This window comes from Paenibacillus montaniterrae, assembly GCF_018403185.1.
In the GTDB taxonomy this organism is placed as follows: Bacteria; Bacillota; Bacilli; order Paenibacillales; family Paenibacillaceae; genus Pristimantibacillus; species Pristimantibacillus montaniterrae.
Genome location: NZ_BOSE01000005.1, coordinates 246,677 through 261,318, shown reverse-complemented (window position 1 = coordinate 261,318; position 14,642 = coordinate 246,677). Strand labels below are relative to the sequence as shown.

Genomic DNA, 14,642 nt, shown 5'->3' with positions numbered 1-14,642 from the left:
GCAGCTCTAGAAGCATTGGAAACAGCGCATGAGAACCTAGTGCCAGTACCAGTAGTGCCGACAGTAGACAAGTCTAAACTTGAGGCGAAATCTGAAGAAATCGACGAAGCGATTTCAACAGGTGAGCTGAAGGAAGAGGCGTACACAGAAGCAAGCTGGCAAGCATTAGAAGAAGCGTTGACAGAAGCGAAAGCAGTACTTGCAGATCCAACTGCAACACAAGAAGAAGTCAATGCAGCTCTAGAAGCATTGGAAACAGCGCATGAGAACCTAGTGCCAGTACCAGTAGTGCCGACAGTAGACAAGTCTAAACTTGAGGCGAAATCTGAAGAAATCGACGAAGCGATTTCAACAGGTGAGCTGAAAGAAGAGGCGTACACAGAAGCAAGCTGGCAAGCATTAGAAGAAGCGTTGACAGAAGCGAAAGCAGTACTTGCAGATCCAACTGCAACACAAGAAGAAGTCAATGCAGCTCTAGAAGCATTGGAAACAGCGCATGAGAACCTAGTGCCAGTACCAGTAGTGCCGACAGTAGACAAGTCTAAACTTGAGGCGAAATCTGAAGAAGTCGACGAAGCGATTTCAACAGGTGAGCTGAAAGAAGAGGCGTACACAGAAGCAAGCTGGCAAGCATTAGAAGAAGCGTTGACAGAAGCAAAAGCAGTTCTAGCTGATGCAAATGCAACGCAAAAGCAGGTAGACGATGCACTAGCTGCTCTAACAGATGCACATGAGAATCTTGTACCAGTACCAACAGTACCAGCAGTAGACAAGTCTAAGCTTCAAGCAAAATCTGACGAGATCGACAAAGCGATCGAAGCAGGCACGCTAAAAGGATCAGACTACACTGTTGATAGCTGGAAAGCACTACAAGATGCACAAGCAGCAGCAAAAGCAGTTCTAGCTGATGCAAATGCAACGCAAAAGCAGGTAGACGATGCACTAGCTGCTCTAACAGATGCACATGAGAAGCTTGTACCAGTACCAACAGCGCCAGCGGTAGACAAGTCTAAGCTTCAAGCAAAAGCTGATGAGATCGACAAAGCGATCGAAGCAGGCACGCTAAAAGGATCAGACTACACAGCTGACAGCTGGAAAGCACTACAAGATGCACAAGCAGCAGCAAAAGCAGTTCTAGCTGATGCGGATGCAACACAAGCAGAAGTAGACAGCGCACTAGCTGCCCTAACTGATGCACATGCTAAACTAGTCAAAGAACCAACAGTGCCAGAAGTAGTAAACAAAGAAGCTCTTCAAGCAAAATCTGATGAGATCGACGAAGCGATCGAAGCAGGTACGCTAAAAGGCTCCGAATACACTGTTGATAGCTGGAGAGCTTTGCAAGCTGCACAAGCAGCAGCGAAAGCTGTCCTTGCTGATCCGAATGCAACACAAGCAGAAGTAGACAGCGCACTAGCTGCTCTATTAGATGCATATGCGAAACTAGTAAAAGCACCAACTTCTCCAGGCAACGGTGGCGGTACTGTTCCAACACCAGTTCCAACGCCAACGCCAGAGAGCCCAATCATTTCCACAGTTGACGATTCGAAGGTTCCGTTCGCATCGGCTACAACTGTTCAATCAGGTGATCGTACACAAATTACGGTCAAAGTGGATAGAGACAAGCTTTCCGGCATTCTTAACGAAAGCAAAGGCCAGAAGCTTGGCATTCAAGTCCCTGGTAGTGGAGATGTTGATATTCAAGGCTTGACTGTTGAGGATCTGAAGAAGCTTGCAGATACTGGCTCTAGCCTGAACATTGAAGATCTGCTTGCAATCTATCCAATCCCAACAGATCAATTAAAGCTAAATGAGATTGTAAGCCAATTTGGCGATACACCTCTTAGCGAAATTGCCGTTAATATCAACATCAAGCGTTCTACAGAAGCTTTGGCGAACCTTGCCAAAGAACAGGTGGCTGCAAAAGGCTATGAGCTGCTAGTCCATCCTGTTGAGATTGATTTGACTTTTGCACACAATGGTCAAACGAATCAAGCGGATCTGTTAGCCGGCTATGCTGTGAAGTACATTGCACTTCCAGAAGGCATCGATCCGAACCGTATTACAACTGGCGTAGTGATTAAGCCGGACGGTACGGTATTCCACGTTCCAACAGTTGTAACGAAGCTAAACAATCGTTACTTTGCTCAAATTAATGATTTGCGCAGCTACGGAACGTACTCTGTCATCTGGAATCCTAGAGATTTGGATGATGTGAAAACGCACTGGGCTAAAGAAAGTGTAAATAACATGGCAGCAAGACTGGTTATTGAAGGAACAGGAAATAACAACTTCACGCCTGACCGTGTTATTACACGCTCTGAATTTGCTGTCTTTGTAGTTAAAGGATTAGGTCTAATGCATTTGGATGTGGAGCAAAACAAATTCCACGATGTGTCATCAGCAACATGGTTCCATGATGCCGTTACGATTGCTAATGATTTTGGTATCGTGCTTGGTTACAATGATGGCGCGTTCCATGGCGACCTTGAAATTACAAGAGAGCAAGGAATGGCGATGATCTATCGCAGCTTCCAGTTGATTAACCCTGAAGCATCTATGAGTGAAGATCAAATTAACGCTGTACTTGCTACGTATGGTGATGCTGATAAAGTAGCACCATGGGCGAAAGAAGCAGTTGCTATGCTGATCTCTCAAGGTATTACCGAAGGAAAGAGCGAGCAATTGCTTGATCCAAAAGGTAAAATGACGCGTGCCGAAGCGGCAGCCTTGATCCAAAGATTGCTGAAAGCAACGCAGCTTATAGATTAATCAGGAAAGCAGCCGCTATCGGTTTTTACAACCGGTGGCGGTTGTTTTATATTGTTTAGGAAAAATACGACAAATTTCAACAAAAACGTGGTAAGCTTATAATGCTAGAAGTTCGAACAGGAAGGAGATAGTGATGAGAGCCATACTTGTGGATGATGAGCAATTGGCTCTGTTGCAGCTTAAGAGAATATTCGAACATGACATCAATGGAGTTGACGTTGTCGAAACCTGCTCCAATCCATATGATGTGGTTGAAATGGTAACCAGACATCAGCCAGATGTTGTTTTTCTTGATATTCATATGCCTGAAGTCGATGGCTTAAAGCTAGGGGAGCGTATACAGTCATCTATGCCTAATATCGAAATCGTATTTGTAACTGCCTACGATCGCTATGCAGTGCGAGCCTTTGAGCTTTACGCAATAGATTACATTATGAAGCCGGTAAATTCGGATCGTTTAAAGCTGACCATGCAGCGTTTGCGTGAAAAGATTAAAATTAAAGGCGAGAGTCAGCCGAAGGAAGTCGCCAAGCCTTTTTTATTTTGCTTCAACCAAATTCGCTACCAGCTCCCAGGAGAAGAGCCTCAAACGATTAAATGGCGCACGAGCAAAGCGCGCGAGCTGTTTGCTTTTCTACTGCATAACCGCGGTCGAGCTGTCGATCGAAGCCTGCTGACGGAGCTTTTATGGCCCAATCTTGAAGTGCCAAGAGCACAGCAGCAGCTTTACACGACAATTTATCATATTCGTCAAACGCTAAAAAAGATCGGAATGGATATGATTACGATCAATAGTGTAGATTTAGAGACTGGATATAGACTATCAGTTGGAGAGGCTCAAGTGGATGTAGAGGAATGGGAGAACGAGCTTAAGCAGCTAGCTGCTCCAAGTTTGGAGCTTGTTGAGGAGTATGAGCGCATCTTCCAGCAGTTTGAAGGGAATTATTTAGGAGATTATGAGTACTTATGGGCTGAATACGAACGGGAACGGCTTCGGCTATTGTGGTTAAATCATGCCAAAAGCTTGGGCAAGCTATATATTGAACATGGAATGACGGAAAAGGCAGTTCAGGTATACAGAACGGTGCAACAGCAGCTTCCCGATGAAGAAGAAACATACTTTACATTAATTGAGCTATACGATTCCTTAGGGGATAAAGGAGGAGTAGAAGAGCAGTATTGGCTGTTATCCTCCAGATCAGAGAAGGAGTGGGAATAATCGTTTTGCTCTAATACATAATAAGAAGAAGCTGTATGCCAAGTCTTGTAAAGGACTATTGTGGATACAGCTTCTTTGCTGTTAGCCTTTATGCTTCGACTTTGTCAGCTTTTTTCAGCTGCAGAGGCGGGGGAATTAGCCAGCCTTTTTCTTTATTCATTCTTAGAATTCGCACGGCTAATGCAGTTTTTGAAGCGTGGTATTTCGCAAATAATGCTCCGATATCTTCACGAATTGCAGCTCCCATTGCTTGACTGCAGGCTACAAGAGCAGCCACATTATCCATCGCGATTGCTGACCCAATCTCAGGATCGCTGAATCTTGCTCCAACAGGAATTTCCTCTAAAGCAGCTTTTGGCTTTTCCGGCAAGAACGGTGCTGGAACTAATTCATGTTCACTTAGCAGCTGGTCACATTCAGCTGCTTCCAGCTTAGCCTCGTCAATTAGGTCGTCCAGCAGCTTTTTTAGATCAGCGTCTCCAGTATGCTGAAGCAGAGTATGGTAACAAGAGATTTTGCCTTTAGCTGCAAGCGAGTAGCTCCAAACATTAAAAATTTCGCCATAGTGCATAGGCTCTTCTTTTGGATTTCCACTTAGTATGCCCATTTTATCCCTCCTTTTTTATTTCAATGATATAATGCCTCAACAAGTAGGAACTATGCATCAGTTATCTATTGTTTTATTGCAAAAGCACTTGAACCTACAGTAGCTGTAGAATTTATAATGGAAATATGAAAGGAGGCTTCCTCTATATGGGTGAGACATACTCGATCGGAAAGTTTTCTGAGTTGACTGGCATTCCAATCAGGACGCTGCATTATTACGATGAAATTGGCTTATTAAGGCCAGAAAAGCAGCCCAATGGCCGCAGATTGTACCGAAATAAAGATGTCGAGCAGCTGCAAAAAATTGTAAGTCTAAAGTTTTGCGGCTTCAGCCTCGAACAGATACGCTCGCTGCTGCAATATTCCAGCTACGATGTTTCAATACTCGAAATGCTTGAGCTGCATAAGCTGGCGCTTGACGCCAAGAAACAGGAGCTGGAGGCGTCGATGCAGGCTATCGAGCGCATCATTGCTGTTGTGCATGATGAAGGAGAGCTGGAGCACCATACATTATTCAGCTTCATTCGCAACATGCAGCAGGAAGGAAATCAGCGCGACTGGATTGCCCGTCATCTATCTGAAAAGGCAGCCAGCAATTTATTTAATATTTCCATGAAAGAAGTAAACCAGCTGGATCAGCAGTTTGTTGGGCTGACGCGAGAGGTAAAGCAGCTGGCAGGCTTACCGCCTGATGCACCTGAAGTAGAAGCGATGGTTGGTTCTTATGTTAAGCAATTACTTCATTATGTCGATCAGGATATGATTGACCGTTTGCAAGAAATTGATCCAGATAAGTTTACACAGCTTGAGCGTATGGTAGAAGTACCGTTTACGGATAAGGAAGTGGAGTGGCTGGAGCAGGCGATGGCTCATTATATGAATAAGTTCGGCATGAGGCAGGGAGATGAGAAAAGTGAAAATAACAGGTGAAACTTTAACTTTGCTGGACGGACGGAAGCTGGCGTATATGGAGTATGGACAGCCGGATGGATATCCGATTTTGCTGTTTCATGGTACACCCGGCAGTCGAATATGGTTTATCGGTGATGATGAATATGCAAAGCATTTGGGCATTCGGCTAATCGCCTTTGATCGACCAGGCTTTGGCGCATCGGATCCAAAGCCTGGCCGCACCTTGCTCTCATGGGCAGACGATGTTGCAGAGGCTGTGCGCTGCCTGGGAATTGAGGCGTATTCAGTGCTCGGTGTTTCGGGAGGCGGGGCTTATGCGGCAGCGTGCGCGTATCGAGCGCTTGGAGGAATACGCTCCGCCGCAATGGTAGCAAGCGTTGCGCCCTTTGAAAATGGCAAGCCGCCAGCTTCGATGTCGAAGCCGAACAGGATCGCTTTTTGGCTAAGTCGAAATGCTCCGTGGCTGATGAGAGCAGTGTTTTCAGGACAAATAAAGCTGATAGATACACAGCCGGAGAAATTTAAACGAAGCCTGCAATCAGGAAATTCACATTTGCCGGAATGGGACCGGTCCTTTCTTCAAACCGATGAGCAGCTGGAAAGTACGATGCTGCATCTTCGTGAGGCTCATCGTCAAGGACCTGCCGAAACCGTGCGTGAGCAGGTGCTGATGGGCCAGCCATGGGGATTTGAACTGCGCGATATTCAAATTCCGCTCCATGTGTTTCATGGAGAGCAGGATACGATGGCGCCATTTGCTGCCATTAAGCAAGCAGTCGCGCAAGTACCCAATTGTCACTTTGTCGCTATAGAGAAGGCGGGACATTCTCTATGCGAGGACGAAGGGATTTGGACAGCGCTATTGCAACGACTGAAGGAATAAACAAGAAATTGCTGCAATCAAACTACAATGCAGCATATGATTATAGATGAAACAGCAATTGAATAGCGAGAGGCAAAATGATGCTTGGGGAGAGTGACAATTATGCTATTTGAATCATCACGTATTTACTTTAGAAAAATAACGACGGGAGATGCGGAGCTGTATGACGCTTGGCGCAACAATATCGAAGTAATGCGATACACCAATCCTTCGCTGGATCTTTATTCAACAGAGGAAACGATCGCATTCGTCGAGCAAGTGATTTTGGGATCTCACGCAGCCAAGAGCTATATTATTGTGGACAAAACAGAGGACATTCCGATTGGCATTACGTCCTTAATCAATATTGACTATAAAAACAGAAACGCTGAGTGCATTATTGATATCGGCGAAACGGATTATTGGGGAAAGGGCTATGGCGCTGAAGCTTTAACCTTGCTGTTGGACTACGCCTTTTCTGAAATGAATTTGCATCGAGTTTCACTCAGAGTCTTTTCTTTTAATGAAAGAGCGATTCATTTATACAAGAAAATAGGCTTTCAGCAGGAGGGCAGCAGCCGGGAATGCTTATTTAGAGACGGAACATGGCATGATATAATTCATATGGGGCTGTTACAGCGTGAGTATATGAAGCCAGTTAAGTCGTGAAATGCACAATGCCAGGTCGTGCAAACGGTAGACGGTTATTTTATAATCGATTAAGATTATTCCGTCGAGATAAAACTGAAAATAAGGGTGTAGGAGAACTGTCGAGCTTATCTCGGCAGTTTTTTAACTTTGAACACGGGGAGAAGGCTTATGAAAATCCCGAATATTCCATGGAATTCGATACGTTTTAAGCTAGTGCTGGGTGTGCTGCTTGTTACCGTGCCTTTAATTACACTGCTGATTTACAACAATTTTTACAGCATGCAGGTCGTTCATGACCAGGTTGCACTATCCAATCGAAATCTAATCTCGCTTTACATGGGACAAATCGACTCGCAACTAAAAGATGCCGACCGCAATCTCATTAGCCTGCTGTCTGATTTTGATCTTCAGCTGATGAATGATCCCAATACGGAAAATGAGTATCAATTAGCGAAGCACAGTGTTGCCAATAAACTAGCTTCGGATGTTGTATTATACAAGACTGTCGATGCATTTTTTGTCTATTCCAAGTCGCGCGGCGATTTGCTTGATGTGTTTAACTCGACTGTTCCGTATGCTGAGCGAGAGCAGGTTGAACAGCGGCTGCATCAGTTTCTTGAGAGCAAGCCTGATCTTGCGGAGAACGGAGGGAATCGCTGGATCGTATGGCAGATTGGTAAGGATTACTATACGCTGCGAATTTTGCAATCGGACGATCTTTATATTGGCGCCTGGGTCAATGCGAAGACGCTGCTTATTCCGCTTCATCTTATCGACTTGGGGAAAGAAGGCAGCGCGCTGCTCGTTTCAGAAGCAGGGGAGATGATGGTAAGCACCAATCCAATTACGGACGATCAACTCGACCTGACGAAGGACTTCAGCTCATACTATCGATCGGGCGACAAGAATAATTTGCTAATCGTCGGGGAACCATCGCAGATAGGCGATTTCAGCCTGGTTGCGGTTATACCGGACCAACAAATTTTGCAAAACCTGCCGAATTTATCGCGCTTGATTTTAATGATCTCGATTGCATCAATCGGATTAGTGCCGATTAGCTTATATTTGCTGCGCCGCATTGTTCTCGTGCCTTTAAAGCGGCTGATTGTCGTTATGAAGCGAATTAACACCGGAAATGTGAACGTTCGGGTCGAGACTTATCCGGCATCGGACGAAATTCAAATGGTAAACCGAACCTTCAATACGATGATGACGCAAATTGAAGAGCTGAAAATTAATGTGTATGAGGAGCAAATCAATAAGCAAAGAGCAGAGCTGCAGCATTTGCAGCTGCAAATAAATCCGCATTTCTTTATGAATTCCCTAAATATTTTATATAATTTGGCGCAGGTGAAAAACTACGAGTTGATTCAGGAGCTGACCATCTGTCTGGTTCGCTATTTTCGCTTTATGTTTCAAAGCAATTTGAAATTTGTACTGCTGCGAGAGGAGCTGCAGCATGTGCGCAATTATGTTCGCATCCAGGAGCTGCGCTTTCCTAAAGCGCTTAGCTGCTCGATTGATACGGTGGATTTTCTGGAGCCGTTTCCAGTACCGCCTTTGGTCATCCAGTCGCTGCTTGAAAATTCAATTAAGCATGGCATGACGCTGGACAAGCCGCTTCATATCGCGGTATCGATCGATTTAATAGAAACAGGAACAGAGCCATACGTAGAAATAATCGTTCGTGATACGGGAAAAGGCTTTTCCGAGCATGCCTTGGCGGAGATTCGCTCAGGCAACAAAGTGATAGATGAGGAAGGCGAGCATATCGGAATATGGAATGTCCATAGAAGATTGCAGCTTTTGTATGATGATCAAGCGTCGATCTCCTGTTATAATGATCTTCCGCACGGTGCGGTAGTAGAGATTCGGATTCCCTATCATTCGAAATATGCAGAAGGAGGAGGACATGGACATGCTTCAGCTTTTAATCGTAGATGATGAAATTCATGCAGTTGAAGGGATTCGCTCTGGCGTTGAATGGCCCAAGCTAGGCATATCAGCAGTATTTTCGGCTTTTACCGTACAGCAGGCAAAGGAAGTTTTTAAGAGTGAGCAGGTAGATATTTTGCTTTGCGATATTGAGATGCCACAGGCTACGGGACTGCAGCTGGCCGAATGGGTAAGAGAGCACTATCCGCGAACGGCAATCATCTTTCTGACATGTCATGCTGATTTTAAGTATGCCAAGCAAGCAATTCAGCTTGGCAGCTTTGACTATATGCTAAAGCCTGTACCCTTCCCGGAGCTGGAGCAAACGATACAGAAAGCGATCGAGAAAATTCAAGAAGATACGAAAGCTGCTCAATTTAGCCAATACGGCCAATTTTGGTTTCAGCATCAGCCTGTGCTGATTGAGCGGTTTTGGCTTGATCTGATTCATCAGGTTATTCCTCCGCATGCAGAGGCGGTCAAGCGCGCTGCGGCTGAGCGCAACATTCCATACGATGATTCGATGACCTTTATCCCTGTGTTGATTGGCGTGCAGCGATGGCATAAGGAGCTTACGCTGCGCGAGCAAAAAATAATGGAGTATGCGCTTAAAAATGCCGCTGAGGAGCTGCTCGTTGGCAATCATCGAAACGGGCAAATAATCTCGTTGGACAGCGGCAGGCTGCTCGCGATTCTGGACGCAAGCAGCGATGGCAATTTTGAATCAGCTCTAACCGGGCAATGCGAACGCTATGTCGCGGACTGTAAAAGCTATTTTTCATGTGATTTATCCTGCTATATTGGCGATGCGGTTGGCGGACAGGATATGTTCGGCATGGTTAATCGTCTTCGTGAGTTTGAGCGCAACAATGTTGCATACAACAATAAAGTGTTTCACATTTCCAGCGCTTCGCTGCGTTCTGCCTATTATGAGCTTCCAGATACAACGGTTTGGTCTGCAATGCTTAATGAAGGTGAGTACGATAAAGCCTTGCAGGAAGCGATAAATTATTTGGAGAAACTACTGCAGCGAGAAATAATGGATGTCATGCTGCTCTATCAATTCCAGCAAAATTTTCAGCAAATGATGTACGTTGCGCTTCAGAAAAAAGGGATTCATGCGCATCAATTGTTTAGCGATCCGCGATCATTGGATTTTTCGGCAAATGCGACTCGATCTGTTACCGATTTAATAGCCTGGATGAAGCATGTTGTAAACAGAGCGTCGGAGTATGTTAACACTGTCGAGAAATCGAATAGTGTCGTTAGTCGGGTTATCAGCTATATTAAAGGGCATATCGCCGAGGATTTGTCACGTGAGGATATCGCCAATCATGTGTTTTTGAATCCTGACTATCTAAATCGAATTTTCAAAAAGGAGGTCGGAATGGCGATTTCCGACTTCTTGTTTCAGGAAAGATTAAAGCTGGCTCAAGAGCTGCTGGCCAAGTCTGACATGCCGATTGGCGCCGTTGCAGCGCATATCGGCTATGCGAACTTCTCTCACTTTTCACGGATGTTTAAAAAGCATACAAGCCTCAATCCCAACGAATATCGCCAGCTGCATCAGCAAGCACAGCAGCACTAAGTCTGCAAATGCACATTGAAAAGTCGTGCTCAGAGCGGAATGCTTAATCCGGCGGCAGTACAATTAGCACATATTCACTTTGCTACCACTTGCTCGCAAGCGGTTTCAAGGTGAACGACAATATGGCAATAGGGGGAGTACGATGAAGAAGGGGCTAACAGTAATAAGTGCACTCGTAATAGGAGCGATGCTCTTCTTGTCAGCATGCGGAGGCAATAATACGGGCAGCAGCTCGGGAGGAGATTCTTCCACGGATACAACGGTGGTGCTGGATGTAGCGTATCCTATTTTTGGATCAGTTCCTAAAGATCTTTCGCTTGTGCAAGATTCGATCAATGCGATTGCCAAGGAAAAAATCAATGCAACGGTCAAATTAACGCCGATCAGCTTTGGCAACTGGGAGCAGCAGGTCAATCTGATGCTAAGCAGCGGCGAGAAGCTGGATTTGATGGTCGTTACCAGCACGCTCTACAGCGGACTTGTAGCGAAAGGACAAATTATTGAGCTGGATAGCTTGCTCGATTCTCATGGACAAGGCATCAAGGATGCAATGGATCCAATCTATCTCAATGCATCACGTATCTCAGGCTCGGTATATGGCGTGCCAACGATTCGCGATTTTGCTGCCAGCCAAGGGCTGACGATGCGCAAGGATCTCGTAGAGAAGCATCAAATCGATGTCAGCAGCATCAAGACATTGGATGATGTGGAGGCTGTATTGAAGCTGGTTAAAGAAAAGGAGCCGAATCTGACTCCGCTTGTTCCGGGCAATATCGGCAGAACGATGCTTGATTCCTATCGCTGGTTCGATCAGCTTGGCGATTCCATCGGCGTATTGCCGAATTACGACAATGATTTGCAGGTTGTGAATTTGTATGAAACAGAGGAATATGCGGAGTTCGTTCGCAAAATGCGCAGCTGGTACTCTTCAGATTTGATTTTGAAGGATGCTGCTACTAATAAGACCTCGCAATTTGATTTATTGAAGTCTAACCGCGGCTTCGCTTATTTTTCCAATATGAAGCCTGGCTTTGAGGAACAGGAGTCAAAAAGCAGCGGCGTCCCTGTCGTGACGACTACTTTAGTTCAGCCTGTTTCCACTACAACCAATGTAACCGGAATTATGTGGGGCATCCCGATTAATTCCAAGGTTCCAGAGAAAGCAATGGAGTTTCTTAATTTGATGTATACGGATAAAGACATTGTTAACTTGTTTAACTGGGGAATAGAAGGGACGCATTATGTTGTCCAATCCGATAATGTCATTGATTTTCCTGAAGGCGTGGATGCTGCAACTTCAGGCTACAGCATGAATATGGGCTATCTGTTCGGCAATCAGTTTTTGTCTCATGTATTCACTGGCAATGATCCGAACATTTGGAAGGAAACAGAAGCATTTAACGAATCGGCGATTAAGTCGAAGGCACTTGGCTTTACGTTTGACGCCACACCTGTAAAGACAGAATATGCCGCAGTTACCAACGTCGTGACCCAATACAAGCTTCCGCTTGAAACAGGCAGTGTCGATCCTGATGTCGTATTGCCAGAGTTTATTTCCAAGCTGAAATCCGCAGGGATCGAGAAGGTTATCGCTGAGAAGCAAAAACAGCTTGATGAATGGGCGGCAGCCAGCAAATAAGCAACACGACAAATAAGCAACAAATAAGTAACACGACATTACCAGGTTTAGCAGCCCGTCAACGATTCAGTTTGGCGGGCTATTTTTTAGAAATGAGGAAAAGAGGATGCATCATGCCGAAAACAATTTCATTCAATGATAACTGGACATTTACTAAGACCGATAGCCCTGCTTACAGCAGGCAGACTATTGTACAAGGTCAGCCCGTTACGCTGCCGCATACGTGGAATGACAGCGACGGTCAAGGCGGAGCGGAAGCCTATTACCGAGGAGCATGCTGGTACCAAAAGGTATTAACGATCAACGCCGAGGATTTAAGCAAGCGCATTTATTTGGAGATCGGGGCAGCTGGCAATATGGGCGAGGTTTATATTAATGGACAGCTCGCAGCTGAAAGCCGTTGTGGCTATGCCATGTTTCGCGCAGCATTAACGCCACATTTGAAGCAGGGCGACAATTTGCTGGCGATTAAGGTGGACAACAGCTACAACAATGAAGTATATCCGCTTGGCGCTGATTTTACATTTTACGGCGGGCTGTACCGTGAGGTAAAGCTGCTGGTGATGGATGATATTCATTTTGATGTGATGGACAATAGTCGAGATGGCGTCTATCTGACTCAAGCAAGCAGCGGAGAAGGAGTATTTCGTCTCGATGTGCGCGGTCGGCTTGTCAATGAAGCCGCAGCATCTGCCAATGGGCGCGTGCTGGTGCAGCTGAAGGACCACGAGGGAGCTGTCGTATGGGAGGATAGCCAGGAGTTGGCTGTCGCGGATGCAGCTGAGTTTGAGTTAAGCGGATCAATTTGTAATCCGGTGCTCTGGGATGGGATAGAGCAGCCGTATTTATACACGGCTGAAATTCGTGCGATTGTACAGGAGCAAATCGTTGATACGAGACAGATTGAAATCGGGTTTCGCACAGTAGAACTTACTGCTGACCAAGGCGTCATCCTGAACGGAAAACCGATCAAGATCAACGGCGTATGCCGTCACCAAGACTTTGGCGGAATCGGAAATGCGATTACGAAAGCGCATATGGAGCTGGATATGGAGCTTATTCGCGAGGTCGGAGCTAACAGTATTCGGCTTGCGCATTATCAGCATGATGACTACTTTTACAGCCTGTGCGACCGTTATGGCTTGCTCGTTTGGGCAGAGATTCCTTATATCAGCTTTCCTTCTACGCTTGATCCGGACAGCCGCAATGCGTTCGAGCAGCTGGAGCTTCTGATCAAGCAGGCCTATAACCACAGCTCGATTTATTGCTGGGGCGTACAAAATGAAATTACGATTGCCGTCGAGACGGAAAATACGTATCGCATCATCAAGGAGCTGGTGGCAGAAGCCAGAAGGCTGGACCCAAGCCGCTTCGTTGCACAGGCGAATATTAATGGCGTAGCTGATGACAGTATTATTAACACTTTTACCGATCTTGTTGGCTACAACTTATATTATGGCTGGTACTACGGAGAAATTAAGGATTTGGGCGAGCGACTCGACGACTTCCATCGCACAAGACCAGACAAGCCTGTACTCGTCTCGGAGTATGGTGTTGATACGAATCCAAACTACCATTCCTACACGCCGCAGGTACAGGATTACACAGAGGAGTATCAGCTGCTGTTCCACCATAACGCGCTGGAGACCTTTAAGGCAAGACCGTATGTGCTTGGCGGCTATGTATGGAATATGTTTGATTTCGGAAGCGCCAACCGCAAGGAAGGCGGGGAAGTCGGCAAAAACCTGAAAGGGCTGGTTACGATTGATCGGAGCTTGAAGAAGGATGCCTTCTACCTGTGCAAGGCTTATTGGTCGAAGTCGCCATTTGTACACTTGGCTGGACGTAGGTTCGTCAACCGACATGAGCAGCTGAATGATCTTGTCGTTATATCCAATCTGCAGCATATTCGCGTCTATTTGAACGGCGAGCTGCTGACGGAAATTAAGGATGGACAGCCGCTTAACGTCATTAAGGCCGTTAGACTAATCTTGGGAGACAACCATATTTCTGTTGAAGGAATAGACGAGCAAGGAGAGCGCTATACCGATGAAATCATGCTGCGTCATGTGCTGGAAAGCGACAGCAGCTATATCTATGTGAAGGAAGAGAAAACAGAGCATGTGGTCAACTGGTTCGAGCGGTTCGACTTGTCCGCACCTGGGCAAATCGAGGTGAAGGAAGGCTATTATTCGATTTATGATACGATTGAACAGCTTTATCGCAATGAGGCTGCAAAGGCTGTTTTTCTTAAATACTTTGCACATGTAACGGATAACCCGTTTTTTGAGGTGACCCAAGGAGTTATGTCGATCGAGAAAATGTCGCAGCTTGTTTTTTATGGGATTCCGCCGGAGCTGCTGCCGGTTATTAATCGTGAGCTTAATCGTATTGCCAAGTAAACGGACAAGCAGTTGTCCTGTAAGCTTCTTAGCAAGGTTAAAGTAAGGTTTAAAGA

The 14,642-nt window shown here is 45.8% G+C and carries 10 protein-coding genes; 9 read left to right on the top strand and 1 reads right to left on the bottom strand.

Annotated features, from left to right (window positions below; all coding sequences use genetic code 11):
- The coding region (locus KJS52_RS14905; RefSeq protein WP_213516591.1) for an S-layer homology domain-containing protein at positions 1-2,772 on the top strand (2,772 nt) is incomplete at its 5' end.
- A gap of 133 nt (positions 2,773-2,905) precedes the next feature.
- Entirely contained in the window at positions 2,906-3,991 is a 1,086-nt protein-coding gene (locus tag KJS52_RS14900; RefSeq protein WP_213516589.1) for a response regulator, read from the top strand.
- A gap of 88 nt (positions 3,992-4,079) precedes the next feature.
- Here KJS52_RS14900 and KJS52_RS14895 read toward each other — a convergent pair whose 3' ends face one another.
- Positions 4,080-4,598 (bottom strand): DUF3231 family protein, encoded by a 519-nt coding sequence (locus KJS52_RS14895; protein ID WP_213516587.1) that lies wholly within the window; start codon positions 4,596-4,598, stop codon positions 4,080-4,082.
- 146 nt (positions 4,599-4,744) lie between these two features.
- On the opposite strand from KJS52_RS14895, the gene KJS52_RS14890 reads away from it, so the two are divergent.
- The 7 genes from KJS52_RS14890 to KJS52_RS14860 all read left to right on the top strand — a co-directional run bounded on the left by KJS52_RS14890 (position 4,745) and on the right by KJS52_RS14860 (position 14,586).
- Entirely contained in the window at positions 4,745-5,527 is a 783-nt protein-coding gene (locus KJS52_RS14890) for a MerR family transcriptional regulator (protein WP_213516585.1), read from the top strand.
- Entirely contained in the window at positions 5,502-6,392 is an 891-nt protein-coding gene (locus KJS52_RS14885) for an alpha/beta fold hydrolase (RefSeq protein ID WP_213516582.1), read from the top strand. The genes KJS52_RS14890 and KJS52_RS14885 overlap by 26 nt, the downstream gene beginning before the upstream one ends.
- Positions 6,393-6,494: 102 nt before the next feature.
- Positions 6,495-7,040 carry a GNAT family N-acetyltransferase gene (locus KJS52_RS14880; RefSeq protein WP_213516580.1) on the top strand — a complete coding sequence of 182 codons (546 nt, stop codon included), beginning with the start codon at positions 6,495-6,497 and terminating at the stop codon, positions 7,038-7,040.
- A gap of 150 nt (positions 7,041-7,190) precedes the next feature.
- Positions 7,191-8,966 carry a sensor histidine kinase gene (locus KJS52_RS14875; protein WP_213516578.1) on the top strand — a complete coding sequence of 592 codons (1,776 nt, stop codon included), beginning with the start codon at positions 7,191-7,193 and terminating at the stop codon, positions 8,964-8,966.
- Positions 8,941-10,545 (top strand): response regulator transcription factor, encoded by a 1,605-nt coding sequence (locus KJS52_RS14870; RefSeq protein WP_213516576.1) that lies wholly within the window; start codon positions 8,941-8,943, stop codon positions 10,543-10,545. Before KJS52_RS14875 ends, KJS52_RS14870 begins: the two co-directional genes overlap by 26 nt.
- Before the next feature lie 142 nt (positions 10,546-10,687).
- Positions 10,688-12,184 carry an ABC transporter substrate-binding protein gene (locus KJS52_RS14865; protein ID WP_213516574.1) on the top strand — a complete coding sequence of 499 codons (1,497 nt, stop codon included), beginning with the start codon at positions 10,688-10,690 and terminating at the stop codon, positions 12,182-12,184.
- 113 nt (positions 12,185-12,297) lie between these two features.
- A complete protein-coding gene (locus tag KJS52_RS14860) occupies positions 12,298-14,586 on the top strand; it encodes a glycoside hydrolase family 2 protein (protein WP_213516572.1) in 2,289 nt (762 codons plus the stop codon).
- Positions 14,587-14,642: the final 56 nt, after the last annotated feature.

What these genes read in the sequence shown, in the direction of transcription:
- KJS52_RS14900 (WP_213516589.1), top strand. Translation starts at nt 2,906, where the DNA reads ATGAGAGCCATACTTGTGGATGATGAGCAATTGGCTCTGTTGCAGCTT.
- KJS52_RS14895 (WP_213516587.1), bottom strand. Translation starts at nt 4,598, where the DNA reads ATGGGCATACTAAGTGGAAATCCAAAAGAAGAGCCTATGCACTATGGC.
- KJS52_RS14890 (WP_213516585.1), top strand. Translation starts at nt 4,745, where the DNA reads ATGGGTGAGACATACTCGATCGGAAAGTTTTCTGAGTTGACTGGCATT.
- KJS52_RS14885 (WP_213516582.1), top strand. Translation starts at nt 5,502, where the DNA reads ATGAGAAAAGTGAAAATAACAGGTGAAACTTTAACTTTGCTGGACGGA.
- KJS52_RS14880 (WP_213516580.1), top strand. Translation starts at nt 6,495, where the DNA reads ATGCTATTTGAATCATCACGTATTTACTTTAGAAAAATAACGACGGGA.
- KJS52_RS14875 (WP_213516578.1), top strand. Translation starts at nt 7,191, where the DNA reads ATGAAAATCCCGAATATTCCATGGAATTCGATACGTTTTAAGCTAGTG.
- KJS52_RS14870 (WP_213516576.1), top strand. Translation starts at nt 8,941, where the DNA reads ATGCTTCAGCTTTTAATCGTAGATGATGAAATTCATGCAGTTGAAGGG.
- KJS52_RS14865 (WP_213516574.1), top strand. Translation starts at nt 10,688, where the DNA reads ATGAAGAAGGGGCTAACAGTAATAAGTGCACTCGTAATAGGAGCGATG.
- KJS52_RS14860 (WP_213516572.1), top strand. Translation starts at nt 12,298, where the DNA reads ATGCCGAAAACAATTTCATTCAATGATAACTGGACATTTACTAAGACC.